24 protein-coding genes are annotated in these 22751 nt (G+C 62.2%); 8 read left to right on the top strand and 16 right to left on the bottom strand.

From position 1 onward, the window contains the following. Nucleotides 1-9 precede the first annotated feature (9 nt). Together HF955_RS01760 and mnmA are read left to right on the top strand one after the other, a co-directional pair. The gene (locus tag HF955_RS01760) at nucleotides 10-873 is read left to right on the top strand and encodes a protein-glutamate O-methyltransferase CheR (protein WP_291077344.1); all 864 of its coding nucleotides are present in this window, start codon (nucleotides 10-12) and stop codon (nucleotides 871-873) included. Between the two features lie 83 nt (nucleotides 874-956). Beyond that, nucleotides 957-2141 carry a tRNA 2-thiouridine(34) synthase MnmA gene (gene mnmA, locus HF955_RS01755; protein WP_291077342.1) on the top strand — a complete coding sequence of 395 codons (1185 nt, stop codon included), beginning with the start codon at nucleotides 957-959 and terminating at the stop codon, nucleotides 2139-2141. Here the strand turns inward: mnmA and HF955_RS01750 are convergent. The 7 genes from HF955_RS01750 to HF955_RS01720 form a co-directional block, all read right to left on the bottom strand. Then, the gene (locus HF955_RS01750) at nucleotides 2138-2980 is read right to left on the bottom strand and encodes a DMT family transporter (protein ID WP_291077340.1); all 843 of its coding nucleotides are present in this window, start codon (nucleotides 2978-2980) and stop codon (nucleotides 2138-2140) included. The genes mnmA and HF955_RS01750 overlap by 4 nt on opposite strands. Before the next feature lie 25 nt (nucleotides 2981-3005). Continuing rightward, a complete protein-coding gene (locus tag HF955_RS01745; protein WP_253065356.1) occupies nucleotides 3006-4085 on the bottom strand; it encodes a mitochondrial fission ELM1 family protein in 1080 nt (359 codons plus the stop codon). After that, nucleotides 4086-4559 carry a transcription elongation factor GreA gene (gene greA / locus HF955_RS01740; RefSeq protein ID WP_027837342.1) on the bottom strand — a complete coding sequence of 158 codons (474 nt, stop codon included), beginning with the start codon at nucleotides 4557-4559 and terminating at the stop codon, nucleotides 4086-4088. It lies immediately after the preceding gene. Between the two features lie 68 nt (nucleotides 4560-4627). Next, the gene (gene carB / locus HF955_RS01735; protein WP_291077338.1) at nucleotides 4628-7900 is read right to left on the bottom strand and encodes a carbamoyl-phosphate synthase large subunit; all 3273 of its coding nucleotides are present in this window, start codon (nucleotides 7898-7900) and stop codon (nucleotides 4628-4630) included. Between the two features lie 179 nt (nucleotides 7901-8079). Then, nucleotides 8080-8418: a glycine zipper domain-containing protein gene (locus HF955_RS01730; RefSeq protein WP_036260803.1), complete on the bottom strand. Its 339-nt coding sequence runs from the start codon at nucleotides 8416-8418 to the stop codon at nucleotides 8080-8082. Between the two features lie 116 nt (nucleotides 8419-8534). Beyond that, entirely contained in the window at nucleotides 8535-9161 is a 627-nt protein-coding gene (locus HF955_RS01725) for a YceI family protein (RefSeq protein ID WP_291077335.1), read from the bottom strand. Between the two features lie 44 nt (nucleotides 9162-9205). Further along, nucleotides 9206-9940, bottom strand: coding sequence for an MBL fold metallo-hydrolase (locus HF955_RS01720; protein WP_291077333.1), 735 nt, complete (start codon nucleotides 9938-9940; stop codon nucleotides 9206-9208). 109 nt (nucleotides 9941-10049) lie between these two features. Here HF955_RS01720 and HF955_RS01715 point away from each other — a divergent pair, with 109 nt between their 5' ends. Further along, nucleotides 10050-11030, top strand: coding sequence for a M48 family metallopeptidase (locus HF955_RS01715; protein ID WP_027837346.1), 981 nt, complete (start codon nucleotides 10050-10052; stop codon nucleotides 11028-11030). Here HF955_RS01715 and HF955_RS01710 read toward each other — a convergent pair. Both HF955_RS01710 and HF955_RS01705 read right to left on the bottom strand, forming a co-directional pair. Then, the gene (locus HF955_RS01710; protein WP_291077331.1) at nucleotides 11027-11644 is read right to left on the bottom strand and encodes an ElyC/SanA/YdcF family protein; all 618 of its coding nucleotides are present in this window, start codon (nucleotides 11642-11644) and stop codon (nucleotides 11027-11029) included. The two genes, HF955_RS01715 and HF955_RS01710, sit on opposite strands and share 4 nt — an antisense overlap. 68 nt (nucleotides 11645-11712) lie before the next feature. Beyond that, nucleotides 11713-12129, bottom strand: a complete 417-nt coding sequence (locus tag HF955_RS01705) for an NUDIX domain-containing protein (protein WP_291077329.1) — start codon at nucleotides 12127-12129, stop codon at nucleotides 11713-11715. A 109-nt stretch (nucleotides 12130-12238) separates the two neighbouring features. Here HF955_RS01705 and HF955_RS01700 point away from each other — a divergent pair, with 109 nt between their 5' ends. Continuing rightward, nucleotides 12239-12637, top strand: coding sequence for a VOC family protein (locus HF955_RS01700; protein ID WP_291077328.1), 399 nt, complete (start codon nucleotides 12239-12241; stop codon nucleotides 12635-12637). Nucleotides 12638-12641: 4 nt separating this feature from the next. Here HF955_RS01700 and HF955_RS01695 read toward each other — a convergent pair whose 3' ends face one another. The 3 genes from HF955_RS01695 to HF955_RS01685 form a co-directional block, all read right to left on the bottom strand. Continuing rightward, on the bottom strand, nucleotides 12642-13253 hold the full coding sequence (locus tag HF955_RS01695) for an exopolysaccharide biosynthesis protein (RefSeq protein WP_291077327.1): 612 nt from the start codon (nucleotides 13251-13253) through the stop codon (nucleotides 12642-12644). A gap of 126 nt (nucleotides 13254-13379) precedes the next feature. Beyond that, on the bottom strand, nucleotides 13380-13673 hold the full coding sequence (locus HF955_RS01690; RefSeq protein WP_027837351.1) for a hypothetical protein: 294 nt from the start codon (nucleotides 13671-13673) through the stop codon (nucleotides 13380-13382). A gap of 119 nt (nucleotides 13674-13792) precedes the next feature. Then, nucleotides 13793-14143, bottom strand: a complete 351-nt coding sequence (locus tag HF955_RS01685) for a UrcA family protein (RefSeq protein ID WP_291077324.1) — start codon at nucleotides 14141-14143, stop codon at nucleotides 13793-13795. A 207-nt stretch (nucleotides 14144-14350) separates the two neighbouring features. Between HF955_RS01685 and HF955_RS01680 the strand changes: the two genes are divergently transcribed. Next, nucleotides 14351-15691: an acyl-CoA dehydrogenase family protein gene (locus HF955_RS01680; RefSeq protein ID WP_027837353.1), complete on the top strand. Its 1341-nt coding sequence runs from the start codon at nucleotides 14351-14353 to the stop codon at nucleotides 15689-15691. 7 nt (nucleotides 15692-15698) lie between these two features. Here HF955_RS01680 and HF955_RS01675 read toward each other — a convergent pair whose 3' ends face one another. Beyond that, a complete protein-coding gene (locus HF955_RS01675; RefSeq protein ID WP_291077322.1) occupies nucleotides 15699-16622 on the bottom strand; it encodes an HNH endonuclease in 924 nt (307 codons plus the stop codon). 170 nt (nucleotides 16623-16792) lie between these two features. On the opposite strand from HF955_RS01675, the gene HF955_RS01670 reads away from it, so the two are divergent. Further along, the gene (locus HF955_RS01670; RefSeq protein ID WP_291077321.1) at nucleotides 16793-18448 is read left to right on the top strand and encodes a DUF4332 domain-containing protein; all 1656 of its coding nucleotides are present in this window, start codon (nucleotides 16793-16795) and stop codon (nucleotides 18446-18448) included. Nucleotides 18449-18486: 38 nt separating this feature from the next. On the opposite strand, the gene HF955_RS01665 is transcribed toward HF955_RS01670, so the two are convergent. From HF955_RS01665 to HF955_RS01655, 3 genes are all read right to left on the bottom strand, one after another. Continuing rightward, nucleotides 18487-19851: a tryptophanase gene (locus HF955_RS01665; RefSeq protein WP_291077319.1), complete on the bottom strand. Its 1365-nt coding sequence runs from the start codon at nucleotides 19849-19851 to the stop codon at nucleotides 18487-18489. Nucleotides 19852-20025: 174 nt separating this feature from the next. Continuing rightward, nucleotides 20026-20532 carry an HdeD family acid-resistance protein gene (locus tag HF955_RS01660; RefSeq protein ID WP_291077317.1) on the bottom strand — a complete coding sequence of 169 codons (507 nt, stop codon included), beginning with the start codon at nucleotides 20530-20532 and terminating at the stop codon, nucleotides 20026-20028. A gap of 59 nt (nucleotides 20533-20591) precedes the next feature. Continuing rightward, nucleotides 20592-21572, bottom strand: coding sequence for a Gfo/Idh/MocA family oxidoreductase (locus tag HF955_RS01655; RefSeq protein WP_291077315.1), 981 nt, complete (start codon nucleotides 21570-21572; stop codon nucleotides 20592-20594). A 197-nt stretch (nucleotides 21573-21769) separates the two neighbouring features. Between HF955_RS01655 and HF955_RS01650 the strand changes: the two genes are divergently transcribed. Together HF955_RS01650 and HF955_RS01645 are read left to right on the top strand one after the other, a co-directional pair. Then, on the top strand, nucleotides 21770-22192 hold the full coding sequence (locus HF955_RS01650; protein WP_291077314.1) for a hypothetical protein: 423 nt from the start codon (nucleotides 21770-21772) through the stop codon (nucleotides 22190-22192). A 276-nt stretch (nucleotides 22193-22468) separates the two neighbouring features. Continuing rightward, the gene (locus HF955_RS01645; RefSeq protein WP_291077312.1) at nucleotides 22469-22750 is read left to right on the top strand and encodes a hypothetical protein; all 282 of its coding nucleotides are present in this window, start codon (nucleotides 22469-22471) and stop codon (nucleotides 22748-22750) included. Nucleotide 22751: the final 1 nt, after the last annotated feature.

Genomic DNA, 22751 nt, shown 5'->3' with positions numbered 1-22751 from the left:
GTGGGCAGAATGTCCGAACCGGAGCGTCAGATGCAGGAAGAGGTGTTCAACGAATTGGCTGAGCTGGCGCTGAAAGGCTCCGGGCAGGCAATTCCGAAATCCAAATCCTATCTCATCGAGGCGCGCCTAGCGGCGATTGCCCGCCGTGAGGGATTCGGCACAATGGCCGATCTGGTTCACTGCCTGAAATCCCGCGCAAACCCGGTTTTTGCTGCGGAAGTGGCGGCCGCGCTCGTTTCCAAGGATACCTGGTTCTTCCGCGAGCGCGATGCGCTTCAGCGCATAGTCGAGGAAATTCTCCCGAAGCGTCTCAAAGCGTCCAATACCGGCCGGCTGAAAGTCTGGTGCGCAGGAGGCGGCACCGGTCAGGAAGCCTACTCCCTTGCCATCCTGCTGGAAGACGAACTGCCTGCCAGCCTGCGCGGCGCAAAGATCGATATCCTGTCGACCGACATCTGCAAGGTGGCGACCGAGAAGGCCCGGACCGCCCGCTATGGCCACTACGAAGTCCAGAAGGGCCTGTCGATCCATCGTCTCGTGAAACACTTCACGCGCCTCGAGACGGGGCAGTGGGAGGCCTCTGAAGCCTTGCGCTCCCGGGTCAGCTTTCGTCAGCACAATCTGCTCGAGCGCGCTGACGGGCTCGGCAATTTCGATGTCATCCTGTGTCGCAATGTCCTGTCGGGCATGGACCGGTCCGTTCGGGCCAAGGTGATCGACAGTGTCGCCGGACAGATGATGCCCGGCGGAATGATCCTGCTGGGTACGGGCGAAAGCGTGATCGGATTGACCGACAAGCTGGAGCCGGCGCGGCATTTCCGGGGTGGCTGGGTCGCGGCCGGAACCGCCAATGCGGAAGCCTCTGCAGCCTGATCCCTCGCATTTCGGCGCTTTCCACGCTATATGCCCCCCTTCCTGAAGACTGCTCCGGGCCTTGAACCCGGTTGGAGTGAGATATGACCTATGAATTGCCGCCGGCCTGGGATGGCCGTGTGAACTCTCTCGGATTTGCCAAACCGCCCGCAGACACCCGGGTCGTCGCTGCCATGTCTGGCGGGGTCGACAGTTCGGTTGTCGCCGCCATGCTGAAGGCGCAGGGTTATGATGTTATCGGCATCACCCTGCAACTCTACGATCATGGCGCGGCCATCGAGAAGAAAGGTGCGTGTTGTGCCGGGCAGGACATCCATGACGCCCGCAATGTGTCCGACCAGATCGGCATTCCGCACTATGTGCTCGACTATGAATCGAAGTTCCGCGAACAGGTGATGGAAGACTTCGCCGACACCTATCTGGCAGGCTCTACGCCGATCCCCTGCATTCGGTGCAATCAGACAGTGAAGTTCTCCGACCTGCTGAAGACGGCCCGTGATCTGGGGGCGGACTGCCTGGCAACAGGGCACTATATCCGCCGCACGGAGGGGGCGCACGGACCGGAACTTCACCGGGCCGCTGACGCCAGCCGGGACCAGTCCTACTTCCTGTTCGCCACAACGGCCGAACAGCTCGACTATCTGCGCTTTCCGCTCGGCGATCTGCCGAAATCCGAGGTGCGGGAGCTGGCGGAGCATTTCAACCTGCCGGTCGCGTCGAAGCCGGACAGTCAGGACATCTGCTTCGTACCCGAAGGGTCGTATGCGAATGTTGTCGAGAAACTGCGCCCGGGCGCCGGGCGCGGCGGAGACATCGTGCATCTCGATGGCCGGATTCTGGGGGAGCACAATGGTGTTATCCACTACACGATCGGTCAACGCCGGGGACTGGGCGTGGCGACGGGTGAGCCGCTCTTCGTGGTGAAGATCGACGCGCCGAACCGCCGGGTCATTGTCGGCCCGCGTGAAGCGCTGATGACCTCCGGTCTTCTGCTGGAAGAACTGAACTGGCTGGGCGAAGGGTCGCTGGAGGCCGCCGCCGATGCCGGGACTCCGGTTCTGGTGCGCGTGCGGTCCACGCGTCCTCCGGTGCCGGCCCGGCTTGGCTGGAGCGAAGGTGTGCCCGTGATCCGGTTCGATGAGCCGGAGGAAGGCGTCGCCCGGGGCCAGGCTGCCGTACTCTATGATGCGGACGGGAGCACGCGCATTCTGGGCGGTGGCTTCATCCTGAAACCAATCCCGGCGGATGCACGCGTGGTTGCGGCCTAGGCGCGCATGCGGGGGGCGACCACTGAAAGTCCGATCCCGCCCAGCACGATGATGGCCGCAATGATGAAGCGGGCGGTCAAGGCTTCGCCGAGCAGGACGATCCCCCCAATGGCGGCCAGGATCGGCACGCTGAGCTGGGCAATCGCTGCGGTGGATGCTGCCAGCCGGGGCAGGATGGCGTACCAGAGCGCATAGCCGAGGCCGGACATGAGGATGCCCGACAGAGCGGCGAGTGCCCCTCCCTGCAGGGTGACGTGCGGCGTGACGGCCAGCAGGGCCAGCAGGCTGACCGGCGCGGCAAGCGCGAAGTTCGCAGCGGTCTCGGCCGTGGCGTTCCGGGCGTCGCGGCCCAGCAGCGAATAGATGCCCCATCCAAGCGCGGCGACGCCCATCAGCGATGCGCCGACAGGATCAATGCCGGTGCCGGGGGCGGGCCACAGGAACCAGGCAAGACCGCCCGCCGCAATAAGCGCGCCCAGCCATTTTGCGGCGGGCACACGCTCGCGCATGGCAAGAGCCCCCGCGAACATGGTGATCTGTACCCCGCCGAACAGGACAAGGGCGCCGACACCGGTATCGAGCGACACATAGGCGAAAGAGAAGCCGAGCATGTAGGCCAGCAGGGCTGCCATGCCGGCAGCGCGGCGGGAAGTGAGCAGGGCGGGTTTCGTGCCCGACCGTGTCAGGACGATCAGGGCGAGCACGGCGGCTCCGCTGAAAAGACGGATGACGGCGAAACTGGCGGGATCGATCAGTTCGCCTGCGAGGGCGACGCGGTTCAGGACCGAATTGGCCGCAAAGGCAATCATGGTCAGCAGGGTGAGGCCGAACAGTCTCATCCTTGAGGGGAAGGAAACTGCCGGTTCATTCCATCCAGTCCGGAGGGGCCACCCGGGTTTCGTCCCCGCCCATGTCCGGTTGGGGGTGGCGTTCGAGCAGGCGCGCGACGATGGCGTCTGCAACGCGGTCAGCCTCGCGCAGGGCAGGATAGCTCCAGGTTTCCAGAACGCCGCCGAACCAGCGCGCGGCGCCATGGTCGATCAGGCTCTGGTGGAGCTTGTCGAACTTGTCGGACCGGCCTTCGAGACGGGCAATATGGATGGGCAGATTGTGCCAGGCCGCGTCAGACAGCATGTTGGCGCTGTCTTCGGTCACGATGGCGCAATCGGAAAAGACAAGCCAGGCAAGATACGGGTTTTCGCCATCCTCCGGCCCGGCCCAGAAGCGTGCACCGATTTCATCCGCCATCGCACGGAACTTGGCGACGACAGGCACTGGCGTGCGCCGGGATGTGGTGATGCGAAGGCGCCAGCCCTGACCGGCCAGAATGCGCAGCTGTGCGATCAGGCGGTCAGCCGCTGCCTCGGTGAAGGTGTGCGCCTTTGATGTGCCACCCAGAATAATGATGGCGCTCTTGCTGCGCTCATCGGCAAGGTCGGCAAAGGACTGGCCGGCCTGCTCAATCAGGTCCGGTGCGAAATAGGAGGGGGACCCGACGGTGCGGATGACGTTCGGGCCGCTGACTTCGTCATGCTCGGGCGTGACAAGAAGGTCGAAATTCTCCGGCGCGATTTTCGGGTCGAGGATCTGGACTGTCAGCGTCTTGCCGCCGGACAGGTCGCGAATGGCGCGGGTGAGCGGTGCAGAGCGTCGGCCCGCCGCGATCCAGACGGTCGGCCAGGGCTCCGTCAGAAGGGCTCTCTGGTCCCTGGGAAGGGATGCCAGGGGCGAGGGCCATTTGTCCGCAGGGAGAAGGGTCCAGGGCAACCGCGGCGTGAGTTCCAGCGGCTGGGACCTGTGCGCAGCGCCATTGATGTGGGCAATCTGGATCCAGCGCCGGGTGTCCCCGAGCGCCTGCAGAACTGCGCGCACCTGGGCGGCATTGCCTGCGCGGCCGTCCGAGACCGCCCAGACGGATGGTCCGAGCGACCCCGTCTCAGCCATTTAGCGGTACTCGACCTTGGATATTTCGTACGCCCGGGCGCCGGAGGGGGCAGCCACTTCGGCCTCGTCACCTTCTTCCTTGCCGATCAGGGCACGGGCAATCGGCGACGTGATGGAGATCTTGCCATCCTTCACATTCGCTTCATCCTCGCCAACGATCTTGTATGTACTTTCTTCTTCCGTATCGACATCAATCAGCGTGACAGTGGCGCCGAAGCGGATCTTTCCGCCCGACAGCTTCGTCACGTCGATCACGTCAGCGCGGGCCAGCTTGTCATCAATCTCGGCAATCCGGCCTTCGATGAAGCTCTGCTTCTCCTTGGCGGCATGGTATTCGGCGTTTTCGGACAGGTCGCCATGCGCCCGGGCCTCCGCAATCGCCGCGATGATGTTCGGGCGCTCCACGGATTTCAGCGTCTTGAGCTCTGACTGAAGCGCAGCATGGCCTTCTGCGGTCATGGGGATGCGTTCCATCTGTGTCACCTCTACTTGTTGGCGGCAAAATCGTTGTCTTAATTGGTAATGGCGTCAAGTGGGGCCGATCAGGCCGATTGCAAGGCGCGCACCGAGATTTCCCGGTCTTTCATGCTTTCGATGGCCTGAACCGAGGCGATCGAGGAGGCAAGAGTTGTGAAATACGGAATCTTCCGGTTCACGGCTGTCCGGCGGATGGACGCCGAATCGGCCAGTGAGGCGGCGCCTTCGGTCGTGTTGAACACGAGTTGAACGTGACCATTGATCATTGCATCCAGAATGTGCGGCTGACCCTCGAGCACCTTGTTGATGCGTGTGACGGCCAGGCCCTGGTCTTCCAGGAAGGCTGCGGTGCCGCTGGTGGCCACGATCGAGAATCCGAGGTTGGTCAGTTTCCGAATGGCCGGGACGATGCCCTGCTTGTCCGTATCGCGCAGGGAAACGAAGACCGTGCCTGAGTCCGGAAGGTGAACTCCGGCGCCCAGCTGACTTTTCAGGAACGCCATGCCGAAATCATCATCCCAGCCCATGACTTCTCCGGTCGACCGCATTTCCGGGCCGAGTTGGGGGTCGACACCGGGGAAACGGGCAAACGGGAACACGGCTTCCTTGACGGCGACACGGCGCGGATTGGCGTGCGTGAGATCGAACTCGGTCAGGCTGGAGCCTGCCATCACCTTCGCGGCGATGCCGGCAATTGGTGCGCCCACGGCCTTGGCCACGAAAGGCACCGTACGGCTGGCCCGCGGATTGGCTTCCAGCACATAGATTTCGTCATCCTTGACCGCAAACTGGATGTTGATCAGGCCACGCACTTTCAAGGCCTTGGCGAGCGCGATGGTCTGCTCAGCCAGGCGGCCCTGAAGGGCCGGCGACAGCGTGTAGGGCGGCAACGCACAGGCGGAGTCGCCGGAATGCACGCCGGCTTCCTCGATATGTTCCATGATCCCGGCAACATGGACATTCTCGCCATCGCACAGGGCGTCGACGTCCACCTCGATGGCATCCGACAGGTAGCGGTCGATGAACAGGGATGCGTCGCCTGAATCCTTGGCGACATTCAGCGCCTCGGTTGCGAACTTGCGCAGGTCTTCGTCATTGCGGGCGATCTCCATGGCGCGACCACCCAGCACGAAGGATGGGCGCAGCATGACCGGATAGCCGATCTCGTTCGCCTTGATCTCAGCCTCTTCCACAGACCGTGCCGTGCGGGACGGCGCCTGCTGAATGCCGAGCTTGTCCAGAAGGGCTGCAAATTGCTCACGGTCTTCGGCCAGGTCGATCGAGGCTGGGCTTGTTCCGAGGATCGGCACGGTCTCCTGGTCCAGCGTGTTGGCCAGTTTCAGGGGCGTCTGCCCGCCAAACTGAACGATCACGCCATTCAGCGTGCCGGCGGACTGTTCCTTGTGAATGATCTCAAGAACATGCTCGTCTGTCAGCGGCTCGAAATAGAGACGGTCGGACGTGTCATAGTCCGTGGACACTGTTTCGGGATTGCAGTTCACCATGATGGATTCGATGCCGATGTCTTCCATCGCAAAGGCGGCGTGACAGCAGCAATAGTCGAACTCGATGCCCTGGCCGATGCGGTTCGGGCCACCTCCGAGAATGATGGCCTTGTTGCGCCCGGACGGCATCGCTTCGCACTCTGCCTCGTCGGCGCCGAAGGCCGGTAGTTCATAGGTGGAATAGAGATAGGGCGTCTTCGCGGCGAACTCCGCCGCACACGTATCGATGCGCTTGTATACCGGGCGAACTTCGAGCGCGTGGCGATGGGCACGTACTTCGGCTTCTTCCTTGCCGGTCAGCTTGCCGAGACGCTTATCGGAAAAGCCGAGCATTTTCAGATGCAGCATGCCGTCATGATCGGTTGGCAGGCCAGACTCCAGAATGCCGGCCTCGACCTGCATCAGCTCCGCGATCTGGCGCAGGAACCATTTGTCGATGGCGGTGACCTGATGGACTTCGTCGACGCTGAGCCCCTGACGCAGCGCCTGTGCCACGACGCGCAGACGATCCGGAGACGGCACGCCGAGTGCGTTGCGCAGATCGGCCTCGGTTTCGAAATGGATATCGTCGAGGCCCGAAAGGCCGGTCTCGAGCGAGCAGAGCGCCTTCTGGAGGCTTTCCTGGAAGGAACGTCCGATCGCCATGGCTTCGCCGACGGACTTCATTGCCGTGGTCAGGACAGGATCAGCGCCCTTGTATTTCTCGAACGCGAAGCGCGGGATCTTGGTGACGACATAATCGATGGTCGGCTCGAACGAGGCGGGTGTGACCCCCGTGATGTCATTGTCGAGTTCGTCGAGCGTGTAGCCCACGGCCAGCTTGGCCGCGATCTTGGCAATGGGGAACCCTGTGGCCTTCGACGCCAGCGCCGAGGAGCGCGACACGCGCGGATTCATCTCGATGACAACCAGCCGGCCGTCTGCGGGGTTCACGGCAAACTGGACATTCGAGCCGCCCGTCTCCACGCCGATTTCCCGCAGGACCGCCAGCGAGGCGTTGCGCATGACCTGGTATTCCTTATCGGTCAGCGTCAGGGCCGGAGCGACCGTGATGGAATCCCCGGTATGGACGCCCATCGGATCAATGTTCTCGATGGAGCAGATGATGATGGCATTGTCCGCGTTGTCGCGGACAACTTCCATCTCATACTCTTTCCAGCCAAGCAGGCTTTCATCGACCAGGATCTGCGCCATCGGGGAGGCGGCAATGCCGGACCGGCAGATTTCTTCATATTCCTCGACATTGTAGGCGACCCCGCCGCCGGTTCCACCCAGCGTGAAAGCGGGCCGGATGATGGCCGGCAGACCCACCTCGTCGAGCGCGGCCATGGCGCGCTTCAGACCCTCGATCCGGTCATACTTGCCGTCTTCCTTCTTCGGAGATGACACAATGGCGGCCCGGGGGTTTTCAAGACCGATCCGGTCCATGGCCTCGCGGAAGAGTTTCCGGTCTTCGGCCATCTCGATGGCCTCGGCCTTGGCACCGATCAGTTCGACACCGTGCTTTTCCAGAATGCCGGCATAGTGCAGGTCCAGCGCGCAATTCAGCGCGGTCTGACCGCCCATGGTCGGGAGCAGGGCGTCGGGCTTTTCCGCCTCGATGATCTTTTCGACGACTTCGGGAAGGATCGGTTCAATATAGGTTGCATCCGCCAGTTCCGGGTCCGTCATGATGGTGGCGGGATTGGAATTGACCAGGATGACCCGGTAGCCTTCGCTTTTCAGCGCCTTGACGGCCTGCACGCCGGAATAGTCGAATTCGCATGCCTGTCCGATGATGATCGGACCAGCACCGATAACCAGGATGGAGCTGATATCAGTGCGCTTGGGCATGTTCTTATTCTCCTACCGGCCAAACGGCTGCTCCATAGCGGGGAGTCGGGGGGCGGGGCAAGGCCAAAGGGACCGGTTTCCCGCATTTGCTGCAATTGTTTTCTGCCTGGCAGCCAGACATGGAACAGCCCCGCATCCAAAGATGCGGGGCTCACCATCAATTCCAGGGCCTCGGGGGCTTACCAGCGGCTGCTGTCGTACGGGTAGCGGTCATAGATGTCCGCCTGGCCGTCGCCATCGCTGTCCTTCTCGTCGGGCTGGTCCTTCACGCCCGGCATGTCGCAATCATCGGATTCCGTGCACCCCTTGGCCGCGCCGCCTGCGCCACCCAGAACTGCGCCAATGGCAGCGCCGCGTTGTGCGTCTCCGTCGCCGACATTGTTGCCGATGACTGCACCGGCCACGGCGCCTGCGGCGGCGCCATAGGCAGCGTTACGTTCGGTGGTGCCGGTCTGCGTACAGGCGGCCAGGGCGATGGCGCTGATGCCGGCTGCGGCGAGTTTCAGATATGCGGTCATGGGATATTCCTTTCCGTAGTGTACGGCAGAGAAACGTCGCCTTGCTGCGCTGGTTCCGGGGAAAATCAGACACTTACCGTATCGTAATTTCGCACCACGCCCGAAGGAGGGGGCGGCTATTGTTCGAAAACGAAGGATACGGACACCGGGACGGCCGGGCTGATGGACGGCAGAGCTGCGACCTCACGCAATGCTTCCAGTCCGGTATCGAGGTCGAAATCGGCAGCATGTACCAGAACCGGACTGGCCGATTCCACCAGCACTTTGTCGGGGCCGGTCCGGGTGACGAAGAGGTCTGCGAAGTATACCTCTTCCATGCCGTGTAAATTGACGGTGATATCGGTTTCGATCCGTTTCCGGTCGCCTTCCTGCATCTCGCTGAACGCATCGAGTGCCATTCGGGACGACATGGTCAGCGTCGGATGAGTTTCGGTTTCGAACAGCATTGCCCGCATCCGTTCGTCCCTCAGCTCGATGGCGGTGTCCACGCTGTCCAGCGACACCTCAATCGTCGCTCCACCGTCTGCGGTTACGGTGCCCGTCATTGTGTTGAACGTATGCACTTCCGCCACGTCGCCCGCTTTGATGGATACGAAGGTCAGGCGCGATTCTTCGTTCACCAGATGCCATGGGGCGTTCGCGTCGATTGAGGCAGCCGGAGCAGTCGTCTCCAAGCTGGGCGCACCGCAGGCGGCGAGCATGACAGCGCACGCGCCGGCCAGAAAACACTTGTGAACATTCATGGGCGGGCTCCGGAAGGATCAGTGCGTGAGGCTGGCCGCGGGGGTCAGCTCCAGCGTTTGGCAAGTTTCTGGCTGGTGGCATCGGCATCCTGAGTGGCCGCGCCCTGATAGCCTGTAATTGAATCTGCGACGAAGGGATTGTCCTGGCGCTCCTGCCCGAAGGTGGACAGGGGGCCGTGTCCGGGTACGAAGCGCATCTCGTTGCCCAGCGGCCAGAGTTTGCCAGTGATCGAGTCGATCAGCTGCTGGTGATTGCCGCGTGGAAAGTCCGTCCGTCCGATGGAACCGCGGAACAGGACATCGCCCACAAAGGCGAGCGCGCCTTCCTTGTGATAGATTACGACATGGCCCGGCGTATGGCCGGGGCAGTGGGCGACGCCAAATCTGTTGCCGGCCAGTTCCAGTTCGTCGCCATCGTGCAAATAGCGGTCCGGTTTCACGTTGCGGCCATCCGTGATGCCGTATTTGGCGCCCTGGGCTTCCAGTTCGTCCAGAAGCCACTGGTCATCCTCGTGCGGGCCGATGATCGGGCAGCCGGTGCGTTCAGACACTTCGGTGGCTGCGCCGGCATGGTCGAGATGGCCATGGGTCAGCCAGACGCCGACAATCTTCACGCCGAACTGTTCGGCGGCGCCCATCAGCTTGTCGACCTCACCGCCGGGATCGATGAAGACACCTTCCATCGTCTCGGTGGACCAGATCATCGACGTGTTCTGTTGCAGCGGCGTCACCGGAATGATCCGGATTTCCAGTTTGGGCGGTGTGGCGTGTTCGGTCATGTCCAAGAAATAGCGCCGGGCAGGGGCTTCGTGAAGGTGCAAGCATGCTTTCCCTCGCGGCGGCACTTGGTTTAGACAGGTTAACGAGCAGAGAAGACGGAGACCGCCCATGCGCCTGCCGCGCCACGCCTATGGCCACAAGACTCGCAGCAGCGGGCTAGGTGGCCTTTTGCGCAGCCGCTTCAGCCTGATCCTGGTCGGCCTGTTCCTCGTATTCATGTACTGGCAGGCCAATCAGACAGAAGTTCCCTTCTCCGGCCGCAAGCAGCTGAACACCGTGTCGATCGAGAAGGAAGTGGAACTGGGCAAGCAATCCTATGTCCAGATCCTCAGCCAGGAACAGCAACAGGGAAATGACGTCCTGTGTGCGTCCGGCACGGTCTGCGCAGGGGAGGCGGCTGAATATACGCGTGCTGTGCGAGAGATCGGCCTGCGGTTGCAGGCTGCCGCCGTGGAGCTGGAGCAGGAATTGCTGCAGCAGGGCGCGTCCTTCACGCCGGTCGCGGATCAGTTCGAATGGACCTATTACGTCGTCGATTCCGACACGCCGAACGCGTTCTGCCTGCCCGGTGGCTATGTTGCGGTCTATACGGGCATTCTGGACATTACCGGAGATTATGACGGCTCGGTCGACACGGCGGACCTGAATGATCTCGACAAGCTGGCCGTTGTGATGGGGCATGAGATCGGTCATGCGCTGGCGCATCACGGCGCTGAACGGGTCAGCCAGCAACGTGTGGTCCAGTTCGGACAGATCGCGGTGGGAGTCGGACTGGGCGACATGGATGCGTCCCAGCAGCGCGCGATCATGCAGGCGTTCGGCATTGCGGCGCAGGGCGGCATGCTGGCCTATTCGCGCAAGCATGAGACCGAAGCCGACAAGATCGGTCTCGATCTGCTGGTGCGGGCTTGCTACGACCCGCGCGAGGCGCCGGAACTGTGGGAACGCATGGGGCAGATCGGTGGCGGCCAGCGTCCGCCGGAATGGATGTCGACCCACCCCGCTTCTGAAACCCGTGCCGAAAACTTCCGGGAATGGATGCCCGAGGCGATTGCGGAGTATGAGCGCCGTTGCGGCCCGCTGGGCTAGGCGCCTTCGTCGCCCCGCAGCCTGTCGATGATCGCATCGCGCCAGCTCTCCGGCATCACGAACAGGGTCCACGCGCCGGCCTCGTAATGTGCGCGTCGCCAGATGTCGAGTGGATTGAATCCGCCATTGGGGCATGCGCCAAGCGCCTTGGCCTGATTTCCGGGATGGCTGGCGTAGATCGCTTTCGCGCGAAGAATGTGCATGCAGTTGGAGATGAACACGATCCGGCCGCTGTCGGATGAACTCGTCGTGTTGGCGAGATTCTCGAGCCCCGAAATCGTGTCGCGGCTTTCGACATCGGCGCTGACTTTCGCGGCCTGGCCTGAGCGCTTCGCCGTCAGGAGCGCCATTTCCTGACTGCCCAGCCGGCCTTCCTGCGGCCGATGCCCGCCGACAACCAGAATACGGTCGATCCTGCCAGCCTTCAGGAGTTCCACGCCCTTGTCGATGCGGGCCGAAGCGTCGGCGGCGTTGTCCGTATAGAAGATGATCCCGCGTCCGCCCGACAGTTTGCCGGTCTGGTCCGACAGGCGGGTGACGCCCCAGAACAGGAGCGTCGCAGCAAGGTCTGCTGCCACCAGCCACACGAGCAGGGATCGTATGCGTCGAATCACCCGGCTATAATCACCAACTGGCCGGGCCCCGCTAGAGCGAAGCCGCAACAATCACTGCATATTTGCAGTTAGCGGGACGGCTCCAGGGATGACAGATAGTCCCGCACGGGAGTCGTCAGGTCTGCCGGCAGGTCATCCAGTTCGAACCATCCCCAGCCGCCATGTTTTTCCGGTTCCATCACGCGCGGCTCTCCCGACACGATGCGCGCGGAATAGACCGGCGCGACCCAATGCTTCCCGTCGCCCCTGTCGATTGTTTCGGCGATGCAGGCGAGACCGGTCAACTCGATCCGGACGCCGAGTTCTTCCTCGATCTCGCGACGCGCGGTGTCTTCGGCCCGTTCGCCGAAGTCGATCTTGCCGCCGGGCAGTCCCCAGGCGCCCGCCTCGGGTTCCTTGAGTCGCTGGATCAGGAGGAGCCGTCCGGCCTGGTCTCGAATGGCCGCGCCGCAACCGGCGCCGGGCAGGGAATCAGAATGAGTCATGTCAGTTATCTTGTCGGGAGCATGTCTGCGCCCGCACCGCGAACCTGTTTTGGATATGTATTGGAACAGGGTATCGTGTGGGCGGGAAAAATCGAGAGGGGAAGAACCAATGGCAAAAGTGATCGGGCTCGGAGGACTGTTCTTCCTTTGCAAGGACGTGGACGCAACCCGCGCATGGTACACGCGCGTCCTGGGGATCGAGATTGATGATTATGGCGGGTCCAGCTTTTCGCAGGCAGACGCGGCGAAGACTTTCCCGCAAGGTGCCCGCACGATCTGGGCGCCGTTCAAGGCAGACAGCGACTATTTCAAACCATCCGACAGCGATTTCATGATGAATCTGATGGTGGATGATCTGGACGGGATGATCGAGCGGATCCGGTCGGAAGGTGTGTCGCTCGAAGGTGAGCCCATGTCCGAGAGCTATGGGAAGTTCGCCTGGCTCATGGATCCGGATGGCCGCAAGATCGAACTGTGGCAGCCCATCGAATCCGAGCCCGCCGTCTGACGGATCAGAACCAGGCGGCCACCTTGTCCCAGGGCACAAACAGCAGCGTGATCGCCAAGGCGGCCGTCGTGGCGGCGAAGCCGGCAAGCATGACCGCACCATCCCGGGCAACGAGGCCGAGGCCGAACAGCGTGATGGCGATGCCGGGCACCGACACGGCGAAGGGAACGAGCTCCAGCGGGATCATGAGGAGTGCCAGGAGGGAGACCGCAATGGCGGCGAGATAGGTCGCCGTTTTTCCGGTGGCCCATGCGAGCCGCTCGGTGATCATCCGGTCCGCACGTTTCAGCCAGGGCTTCACCCGGTCTTCTGCCTGTTCCAGCTTTTCGGTTTCGATGGACTGGTTCTGGATGAAGGATGGCATCCAGATATGGCTCGCCCCAAACAGGATCTGCAGGCTGAAGAGAAGAATGATCAGGCCGACAACGGCCGGCAGGCCGGGAATGCCGCCGAGCGGGGGCACGACAACCAGAAGACCCAGAAGGGTTATGATCGGCCCGAAAGAGCGTTGCCCGAACATGTCGAGCAGGTCACCGATGGATACGTCGCCATCACCGCCCTCTTCTATGGCGGTTTCGAGCACGTTTTCGAGCGGGTCGCTGGGGGATGCCGTCATGTCTTCCTCGTGTCTGACCGCCTAACGCGGGAAGGGGCTTGAGGGTTCATAAGGCGGCACAAAAAAAGGCCGCCCGGCGAAACACCAGAGCGGCCCGAGGAGAGGACTGCTAGTCAGTCTGACAGTTTAGCGTGCGGATTTCTTGCACGACTCGATGTCGTCAGCTTCCAGTTCGGAGTCGCCATTGCCGTAGGAGACGATCACGCCGGCTTTCTTTGCGATCTTCTTGCAATCGCGGACGGAAGCCTTCTTGCGGTCGAGGTCGCCCTTGCAGACGGTGCCCTCGCACAGCCAGACCGTGCCGATGGCGACGACCTGGCCATCCTCGACCGGCTCGGCGGTCTCGAAGGTGAACGTGGTGGCGAAGGCCGGGGCGCTGAGGACTGCGAAAGCGGCGGCGGTGAGTGCGGAACGGATCATGGGAGGATACCTTTCGGTGCGTGGACTGGTAAAACGGTGCCGGACCCTGGGTGCCCGTGCTGCCTCAATACCGATTGCTGACGAAAACGTCAATCGTTCAGCCTTCCAAAAGCGCAGGCCTACCGATTGTCGGCAACCAGACGCGGGGCGGAATTGGACCGGGCGATGTAGGCGGCCGTCAGTTCCGGATGGTCGATCTTGGTGACAGCCTGGGCGATGACCTGACCGACGCAGGCCTCATCCGTACGGGGGGCGGTGGAGATGGGGGCATCATAACGGCACACATCCAAGGCCTGATTCTCGACCGATTCCAGCACGGAATCGGCGCCCGAATGCGTGTTCAGGGCATTGTTATCATACTGGATTTCGGCAGAAACCGTGTTGGCAGGATCTGCCATGGCGGGGGCGGCGAGGGCGACACCGGCAAGACCGGCTGCCACGAGGAGGCAGGAAAGACGGGAAGATGGCATGGGAGGAAACCTTCTGTGTGGGGCGCGGCCGATACTGACCGCACACCCAAACTATAAACACTGAACAAAAAGTCAATCATTCAGTTATCATTTTTTTCTTCCAATCCTGCCGTGGCGGCACAAATTGCCGCGTCGGGCCGACACGCTATTCTGGATCATGGAAACGAGATCGCCAGACGCGACCGCCGAGGAGAGGACACCGGACCCATGGATTTCAACATCCCGCAGGACATTGCAGACTATCTGACCGTGCTGGACCAGTTCATCGAGGACGAGATCAGACCTCTGGAACAGCAGGACGACAATATCCGCTTTTTCGATCATCGGCGCGAATGGGCGCGGACCGATTTCGATAATGGCGGTCTGCCGCGCCCGGAATGGGAAGCGCTGCTCAAGGAAGCCAAGCGCCGCGCGGACAAGGCGGGCCATCTGCGGTATGCGCTGCCGAAGGAATTTGGCGGGCAGGATGGAACCAATCTCGGCATGGCCATCATCCGGGAGCATTTCGCGAAACAGGGGCTTGGTCTGCACAATGATCTGCAGAACGAGCATTCCATTGTCGGCAATTTTCCGCAGATCCTGATGCTGCGGGATTTTGCCCGCGACGACCAGAAACACCTCGCGACCGCCGCGCTGGAGGGCAAGTTCCTCGCCTGTTTCGGCCTGACGGAGCCGGATCATGGCTCTGACGCGACGCATATGGAAACCCGCGCCGTGCGCCAGAAGCGCGACGGCCAGGATGGCTGGCTGATCAATGGCGAGAAGATGTGGATCACCGGCATGCATGTCGCCACGCACATCATGATGTTCTGCCGCACCAGCGGGGAGGATGGAGACGCCAAGGGCATCACCTGTCTTCTGGTACCTGCAGACGATCCCGGCGTGATCATCGAGGAATACATGTGGACCTTCAACATGCCGACCGACCATCCGCGCCTGACCATCAAGGATGTCTGGGTGCCGGAAGATGCTGTCTTCGGCCCGCCGGAGGGGGGCCTTGCGCTGGCGCAGCATTTTGTCCACGAGAACCGAATCCGTCAGGCGGCCAGCTCTGTCGGCGCGGCGATGTATTGCATCAATGAGAGCGTGCAATATGCCCGCGAGCGCAAGCCGTTCGGCAAGGCCCTGGCGACCAACCAGGCGATCCAGTTCCCGCTGGTTGAACTGGCGACCGAGGCCGAGATGCTGCGCTTGCTGATCTTCAAGACGGCCTGGGAAATGGACCAGATGTCGAAGCCGGAAGTAGCGATCCATCTCTCCGACAAGGTATCCATGTGCAACTACCGGGCAAACCGGCTGTGCTGCAATGCGGCTGACCGGGCGATGCAGGTGCATGGCGGCATGGGCTATTCCCGTCACAAGCCGTTCGAGCACATCTATCGCCACCACCGCCGCTACCGCATTACGGAGGGGTCCGAGGAAATCCAGATGCGGAAAGTGGGTGGCCATCTGTTCGGCTTCATGGGGCCCGGCAAGCACGGCCAGGCCAGGGGTGAAAAGGACGCGAAAGGCAAGAGCGCCGAGCCGACGGATTTCGCGGTGCGGTGATGGCGGGCTAGTGCTTCAGGCAGTTCTCCCGGTGCCAGCTCAGGAATCGGGGATGCGGCCGGAGCCGGGGATCGTCCGGCACCTTGGCTTTTCGTGACGGTGTCATCAGACGCCAGATGTCGTCGGGATTGTTCACCTGCCGGGAGACGATGATGTCGTAATTGTCGTCGAGGCTTATCAGCCCGCGATCAAACATCCAGTGCACGGTGCCCGAAAGGGCGATGCCATTGTCGACACGATCGGGGCCGTCTGCGTGAACGGGGCGGATGTGCGCCGCTTCAACCTCTGGCCGCCCCCCACCATTGACGAGGCTCAGGCCCGTGAATGCGCACGTCTTGTCATACGCCCTGATCACACGGTCCCTGAAGACGCGGCTGCGCACCGGTCTGGACACCAGTGTTTCAAACCGGTGTCGTTTCGTTTCAAATTCGTCGTCTTCATGGTCAAAAGCGACCGGGGAGTCGTGCAAGCCATGGTCTCCATGTGTCGTCCCGTCCCGGTCAAATCGCGGGAGTTCGGCCTGTTCCAGCAGATTGCCCCGGTGGCAGATTCGGAAGAAATCCAGATCAGGGATCACGCGAACCGATACCCGGGCGAGTTGGGAGGGCCTGTTCGTACCGGTCGCGAGACGCGACTCCATGAAGTCGGTGCCGGTCCGGTAGGGCACAAAATTCTCGAACTCGAAATAGGAGCCTTTCTCGAACAGGGCCAAATACATGTTCTTCACCTCGGGATCCGGCACGATGTCGCGAACGCGCGCGATGCGCTGATAGCCGCCAGTGCCTTTGCCATTCAGCAATTCATTGTACACGATCCAGTCTCCGACGAATTGCTTCGCCGTGTTCAGGTACATTTTTGGGAACTGGTATCGTGTGTCGAGCTGGTCGTCATACTTCGAGCCCTCGCGGTACAACAATACACCCTTGGCCATGGCGGAGCGCCCTCGATTGCGACTTTTCCCTGGTATCCGATCACCTGGAAATCGCAATAGCGTCGCCCTGACAAAACTCCCCTCCTGCGCGAATGGTTAATGATCGCGTAACCATCATTAGGCATTTGTCGTCTGATCCAGTTTGAATCAGGCGGGAAAGGGAGACGGGCATGTCTCTGCTCGAACGGGTAATTCGCGGCCATCGGTGCCGCTCGACGCACCACTATATCGCAATGGACGCCTTGTCCCTGATCGCTTCGGATGAGGCGGACAAGTGGAAAGACCTGTTCCTGGTACATCACGAGCATCTGCTGGAAGGCGCCAAGGCGCCGGATTCGAAGTTCAAGGACTTCAGGAATCACGTGCTGCACATTTCCGAAGGGGAGTGGGGCGGCGCGCCGGGCAAGGCGATGGAATGGTATGCCACTGCGGTGGATCATCTACGCCGCAAGCAGTGGAGCAAGGCAGCCTATGCGCTGGGGGTCCTGAGCCATTATTATGCCGACCCGATCCAGCCCTTCCATACGGGGCAGACGGAGGAAGAAGGCACCATGCACCGCGCCGTCGAGTGGAGCATTGCCAAATCCCGCGACAAGATCGACGCGCGCATCGAGACACTCGGCTATCCCGACGTGCCTGTGCCGGAAGGCGCCGGCTTCGTTGCCGACATGGTGCGCAATGGCGCGCGGCTCTCGCATCCGCACTACCAGACCTTCATTGATCATTATGATTTGGACGTGGGCGTGAAGGATCCGCCGGCCGGGCTCGACGAGACCATGTTCGATGCGATCGTGGACCTCGTCGCCTATGCGACGGCGGGGTTCGGCGCGATCATGTCCCGCGCCATCGAGGAAGCGGCCGTCAGCCCGCCAAAGACCAATCTGACGCTTCAGGGCTATATCGAGACCCTGGACATCCCCATCCGCTGGGTGACGGCGAAACTGTCCGATGCCGCCGACAAGCGCACGGTCACGCGCATGTACAAGGAATACCAGAAGACCGGAAAGGTCATCCGCACGCTGCCGGAGGATGACAAGGCGATCCGCAAGATGCACGCGAAGCAGGTGCTGCGCGTGCCTCTGAAACAGCTCGACAAGCAGGAGCTGGGTCCGATTGGCTCGAAGAACAAGGCGGTCGAGGAGCGCCTGTTGAATGCGCTGATCGAGCCGGAGGCCGAAGAGGCCGCCCCTATGGAAGAGATCGCGACCGAGGCGCCGGAACCCGTCGAGGCGAAGGCTGAGCCAGCCGTGGCGGACGCACCGAAGCCGGAAGACATCCCGGCCCCGAAAAAAGCGGCGCCGCCAAAGGCCGAAGAAGTCCTGTTCGAGCCGGAGCCCGAGGCCGAGATTGCACCCGAAACAAGAGCTGCCGAGCCCGAAGATGACGGGGAATCCGGAGACATTGCGCGCCGCAGCCGCATCACGCGCGAGTCCCCCGTTGTCGAGGCGCCCAGCATCGGCAAGAAGACCGCCAAACGCCTCTCACGCGCCGGCATCACCACGGTTGGCGACCTGCTCGATTGCGACACGGAGGAAACCGTCTTCCTCGTCGATGTCGCCTATATCGATGTCGACACGCTGAATGACTGGAAAGACCAGACCATCCTGATGATGGAAGTGCCGGGCCTGCGCGTGCATGACGCCCAGATCCTTGTCGGCGCGGGAATCCGCAACCGCAAGGAACTGGCCGAGGCCCCGGCGCGCACCTTGTTCATGCTGGCCAGCGAGTTCCTGCAGACCCCGCAGGGCGACCGCGTGATCCGCGACGACGACTATCTTGCCGAAGAGGAAGTCGAGGAGTGGATCGAAATGGCGAAAGCGGGCTAGGCACGATATCCGAAGGCTGTGCCTGAGCGCTTGCTTTGCTAGAGCGTTGCAAACTCCGCCGTGAAGTGGCGCATCATGGGTGGTTCCTTCACGATCCTGAGGCCGCGGATGTCGTCCTTGCGTTTGGCGAGTTCCTCGAACACTTCGACGATATAGTCCGCATGCGACTGGGTGTAGACCCGGCGCGGCATGGCGAGGCGGACAAGGTCCATCCGGGCCGGTTCCTCGCTGCCATCCGGCTTGCGGCCAAACATGACCGTGCCGATCTCGCAGCCCCGGATGCCGCCTTCCTCATACAACGCGCAGGCCAGCGCGTGCCCCGGATATTCCAGTGGCGGAATGTGCCGCAGCCATTCGCGGGCATCGACGAACACGGCATGCCCGCCGGCGGGTTTCATGACCGGCACGCCCAGCGCATCCAGCCGTTCGGCGATATAGGCATTGGTCCGCACGCGGTAGCGTAGATAATCCTCGTCCACGATTTCAGTCAGGCCCTGTGCGATGGCGTCCAGATCGCGTCCGGCAAGGCCGCCATAGGTGGGGAAGCCCTCGGTCTGGATCAGGCGGGTGCGGGCCTGCTCGGCCAGAGCGTCATCATTCAGGGCCAGCCAGCCGCCAATATTGGCGAAGGCATCCTTCTTGGCGCTCATCGTCATGCCGTCGGCAACAGCGAATGTATCGCGCACGATCTGCTTGATGGAGCGATCCTTCTGATCGTCCTCGCGCAGCTTGATGAACCAGGCATTTTCCGCAAAACGGCAGCCATCGATGAAAAAGGGTTTGCCATGTTGGTGAGCAATGTCTGCTGCGCCGCGAATATTGGCCAGGCTGACAGGTTGTCCGCCGCCGGCATTGTTCGTGATCGTCATCATCACGCAGGGCACGGCGTCGCCGCGTTCTTCCATCAGGCGGGTGAGGGCGTCGAGGTCCATGTTCCCCTTGAAGGGATGGTCGAGCGACGGGATTTTGCCTTCGGCGATCGGCAGGTCCAGCGCCTCTGCGCCAGCGGCTTCGATATTGCCGCGCGTTGTGTCGAAATGGGTGTTGGACGGGATGACGTGTCCGGGGCTGGCGATCAGGGAGAAGAGCAGGTGTTCTGCGGCGCGGCCCTGATGGGCAGGAATGATGTGCTTGAAATCCATCAGATCCTTCACGGCCGATTCAAACCGGTAGAAGCTGGGCGCGCCAGCATAGCTTTCATCGCCGGTCATCACCGCGCCCCATTGCGCCGCGCTCATGGCCGAGGTGCCGCTGTCGGTCAGCAGGTCGATCAGCACGTCGTCTGAATGCAATTTGAACAGATTGTAGCCGGCCGCGCGCAGCAGGCGTTCGCGTTCCTCGCGCGTGGTCATGCGGATCGGTTCAACCGATTTGATGCGGAAGGGTTCGATGATGGTCTTCATGGGGCACTCCTGGCTCTGACGTCCTGGAGAGGGCCGGTCTCGGCGCACACACAGGACTTATCCTGCGCCGCGGTTGCCTCGTCTTCGTGACGCGACCGCGCTCAGCGCCTGTTGTGAGGGCTGCGGAATATCATGGTCGGACGGCGCAGGGCAAGTCGCGGCGCGGGTTCCGGTTTAGTCGTCGAACGGTCCGGACAGGGCCTTGTCGACGACCAGAAGCGCAACCCCGAAGAACAACATGTTCAGACCGGCCAGGGTGCCGATGGCCCAACTGGCGGAGCTTGGCAATTCGAGCAGGATCAGCGCGCCGGCAAGGATGCCTGCCAGACCGGAGAGGACCAGCATCGTTTTGCTGTTGCCGACAAGACGCGGGCTGTTTGCGGCCATGGCCAGCTGGACGCCGCCCTGGATCAGGAAGGAGGCCCCCAGGATGATGGTGAAGGAGATCAGGCCGATCCAGGGGAAGATGACGAGGCCGAGCCCCGCTGCCAGGAAGAGGAGGCCGAGCAAGAGGTGATGCGTGCGCCCGTCGAGACTGGGGCGCCATGCCCACCAGAGATGCACGGCGCCAGCAAACAGAATGAGATAGGCGAGGATGTAATTGTAGGACAGGCCGGCGATATGGGGGAACAGGATCGCCAACGCGCCCAGTACAAGAAAGATGATGCCTGCCGTTTTCATGACCGCCTCCCGAACATGTCTGTCGGCCCGTGCATATCATGTTCCAGCTGCAGCGGGAACTACAGTCCGCGTGGGGACAGGCCTGCCGCGCGATAGATCGCGTCGATTGTGGCCATGTTGCCGATCGCGTCCGCACCGCCCGTCAGCGGAGCGGCCCGCCCGGCCAGAACGTCCATCACGTGATCGAGCTGGTGTTCGTAGGTGATCCTGCCATCGACGGTCTCTGTCGTCGTCTCGCCGCCCCGGCTGAGACTGATCTGGTGACCGCGATGCGGGTGTACCGGGTTCAGCAGGACGAGACTGCCATCGCTGCCGTCGATTTCGAGCCGGATGTCCCGTTCGATGCCTTCGGCCATGCTGCATGTCACGCTGGCGGAGACCCCATCGGGGAAGCCGAGCATGGCTTCGGTGCTGAGATCCACGCCGGGATGCTGGCAGTCTGCGCGGGCTGACAGGATTTCAGGCTCTGCCCCGGCCAGTGTGCGCACCATGTGGACGGAATAGCAGCCGAGGTCCATCAGCGCGCCGCCGCCAAGAGACAGGGTGTGGCGCAGCTCCCCTTCGCGATATGGAATGGTGACATTGAACACCGCCTTCATCGTGCGCAGCCGGCCCAATTTCCCGTCCCGGACCAGGTGCAGCACGCGCTCGAAGGCCGGATGGAACCGGTAGTGGAAGGCTTCGATCAGCGGACGCCCGGTGCGCACCGCCGCCGCGTTCATGCGTGCGGCCTCGCCCGAATTCATCGCGAAGGGCTTTTCGCACAGCACGGCCTTGCCTGCCTCCAGCGCGGCAATTGTCAGGTCTGCATGACGGTGCGGGGGCAGGGCATTGTAGATCAGGTCGAGATCGTTGCGGCGGACGAGGGCCTCATAGTCGGTTTCCACGTGGGCAATGCCGTGCTCCGCGGCATAGGCGCGGGCCTTGTCTCCATCCCGCGCCGCGACGGCGACAATGTCGCAATCCTTGCGGTTGGCAGCCGGGTGAATAATGGCTTTCGGGCCGATCTTGGCCGCGCCGAGAATGCCGATACGGATCATGGAAGCTCCTTGGGAGCAGGTGTGGGAGGAATGGCAAAGGTAAACGAAACGCGCGGGTTTGTTTACCCGGCGCTAACGGCCCTTAACCGTATTTGCTGCGAATGCGACAGAGGGGAATGAAGCCGGTAACGAAGCAGTAAGCACAAACAGCGTTAATGGACTCTCCAAAGCCGTTAACCTCAGGAGTGCGCTCGCACATGTTGAACGATCTCACTGCACACCTCGCCCGTCACAACGGCCTCTCCGAGGAGACTGCGCGCAAGGCGCTTGGCCTGGTGCTGAATGCGGCCGAGCGTCAGGCGTCGCCTTTCGCGACAGCCGTCTTCCGCACCATTCCCGGCGCCCGGGCCCTGTCCGCGCGCACCGGCAGCGACATTGGCGCGCCGATCGGTGAAGTTGCCCGGATGATCGAACAGACCCCCGGGGGCAAGCTGGCCGTCGCACAATCGATGATTTCCGAACTTCACAAGATCGGCCTGGACCACAAGGCGATCGGCCAGTTGCTGCCGAGCATCTCCGTATACATGGACGAGCAGCATGGCCTGGTCGGCTTTGGCCATCTGGGAGATCTGATCGGGTCCGATCTCGATGCGATTGCGGCCGCCGCTGCTGCTGCCTGACCCCCATCGCCAACCTGTCTGAACGAGCCGCCCGAGGGCGGCTTTTTCATGCACGGATTTTTTTTGGCGGCGGGAGTGAACCAAATGGCGAGCGGTGCGTAGAGACAGTATCTTGATGACGTACCCCTCCTGATGACCCGTCAGTTGTCTTCAAGATGCTCTCATTGCCGGGCCAGGTCGGTCTTCCCTCTCTTCCCCCTCCCATCCGACCTGGCCCTTTTCTTTTTTCCCGGTCCTGTCTATCTGCATCGTCCAGCAAGGGATGGAGGCAGAGACATGCGGGAAGGCAGCGCCATGAAACCGGACGAACAACTGGCCCTGGACCTGATGGCCGCCATTCGCGCGGACGCCGAGACGGCCTGTGCCCCGAACAGTGTGGAAATGGTGTCGGTGACGTTTGACGTGTCGTCGGCAGCTGCGTCCGGAGCCGACGTGACGCTCGAGCCCAGGATCGACCGGCGCACGCGCACCGTGCTGTTTACCGGTGGCATGGCCCGGCAGAATGGCGCCCCCGTGATGAAGGCCACTGCGGTGTATCGCATCCTGCCGGCTGGCTGAG

The organism is Hyphomonas sp., from assembly GCF_017792385.1.
Classification (GTDB): Bacteria; Pseudomonadota; Alphaproteobacteria; order Caulobacterales; family Hyphomonadaceae; genus Hyphomonas.
The sequence above is the reverse complement of the archived record's forward strand: the minus strand, read 5'-3'. Positions and strand labels throughout refer to the sequence as shown.

What these genes read in the sequence shown, in the direction of transcription:
- HF955_RS01760 (WP_291077344.1), top strand. Translation starts at nt 10, where the DNA reads ATGTCCGAACCGGAGCGTCAGATGCAGGAAGAGGTGTTCAACGAATTG.
- mnmA (WP_291077342.1), top strand. Translation starts at nt 957, where the DNA reads ATGACCTATGAATTGCCGCCGGCCTGGGATGGCCGTGTGAACTCTCTC.
- HF955_RS01750 (WP_291077340.1), bottom strand. Translation starts at nt 2,980, where the DNA reads ATGAGACTGTTCGGCCTCACCCTGCTGACCATGATTGCCTTTGCGGCC.
- HF955_RS01745 (WP_253065356.1), bottom strand. Translation starts at nt 4,085, where the DNA reads ATGGCTGAGACGGGGTCGCTCGGACCATCCGTCTGGGCGGTCTCGGAC.
- greA (WP_027837342.1), bottom strand. Translation starts at nt 4,559, where the DNA reads ATGGAACGCATCCCCATGACCGCAGAAGGCCATGCTGCGCTTCAGTCA.
- carB (WP_291077338.1), bottom strand. Translation starts at nt 7,900, where the DNA reads ATGCCCAAGCGCACTGATATCAGCTCCATCCTGGTTATCGGTGCTGGT.
- HF955_RS01730 (WP_036260803.1), bottom strand. Translation starts at nt 8,418, where the DNA reads ATGACCGCATATCTGAAACTCGCCGCAGCCGGCATCAGCGCCATCGCC.
- HF955_RS01725 (WP_291077335.1), bottom strand. Translation starts at nt 9,161, where the DNA reads ATGAATGTTCACAAGTGTTTTCTGGCCGGCGCGTGCGCTGTCATGCTC.
- HF955_RS01720 (WP_291077333.1), bottom strand. Translation starts at nt 9,940, where the DNA reads ATGACCGAACACGCCACACCGCCCAAACTGGAAATCCGGATCATTCCG.
- HF955_RS01715 (WP_027837346.1), top strand. Translation starts at nt 10,050, where the DNA reads ATGCGCCTGCCGCGCCACGCCTATGGCCACAAGACTCGCAGCAGCGGG.
- HF955_RS01705 (WP_291077329.1), bottom strand. Translation starts at nt 12,129, where the DNA reads ATGACTCATTCTGATTCCCTGCCCGGCGCCGGTTGCGGCGCGGCCATT.
- HF955_RS01700 (WP_291077328.1), top strand. Translation starts at nt 12,239, where the DNA reads ATGGCAAAAGTGATCGGGCTCGGAGGACTGTTCTTCCTTTGCAAGGAC.
- HF955_RS01695 (WP_291077327.1), bottom strand. Translation starts at nt 13,253, where the DNA reads ATGACGGCATCCCCCAGCGACCCGCTCGAAAACGTGCTCGAAACCGCC.
- HF955_RS01690 (WP_027837351.1), bottom strand. Translation starts at nt 13,673, where the DNA reads ATGATCCGTTCCGCACTCACCGCCGCCGCTTTCGCAGTCCTCAGCGCC.
- HF955_RS01685 (WP_291077324.1), bottom strand. Translation starts at nt 14,143, where the DNA reads ATGCCATCTTCCCGTCTTTCCTGCCTCCTCGTGGCAGCCGGTCTTGCC.
- HF955_RS01680 (WP_027837353.1), top strand. Translation starts at nt 14,351, where the DNA reads ATGGATTTCAACATCCCGCAGGACATTGCAGACTATCTGACCGTGCTG.
- HF955_RS01675 (WP_291077322.1), bottom strand. Translation starts at nt 16,622, where the DNA reads ATGGCCAAGGGTGTATTGTTGTACCGCGAGGGCTCGAAGTATGACGAC.
- HF955_RS01670 (WP_291077321.1), top strand. Translation starts at nt 16,793, where the DNA reads ATGTCTCTGCTCGAACGGGTAATTCGCGGCCATCGGTGCCGCTCGACG.
- HF955_RS01665 (WP_291077319.1), bottom strand. Translation starts at nt 19,851, where the DNA reads ATGAAGACCATCATCGAACCCTTCCGCATCAAATCGGTTGAACCGATC.
- HF955_RS01660 (WP_291077317.1), bottom strand. Translation starts at nt 20,532, where the DNA reads ATGAAAACGGCAGGCATCATCTTTCTTGTACTGGGCGCGTTGGCGATC.
- HF955_RS01655 (WP_291077315.1), bottom strand. Translation starts at nt 21,572, where the DNA reads ATGATCCGTATCGGCATTCTCGGCGCGGCCAAGATCGGCCCGAAAGCC.
- HF955_RS01650 (WP_291077314.1), top strand. Translation starts at nt 21,770, where the DNA reads ATGTTGAACGATCTCACTGCACACCTCGCCCGTCACAACGGCCTCTCC.
- HF955_RS01645 (WP_291077312.1), top strand. Translation starts at nt 22,469, where the DNA reads ATGCGGGAAGGCAGCGCCATGAAACCGGACGAACAACTGGCCCTGGAC.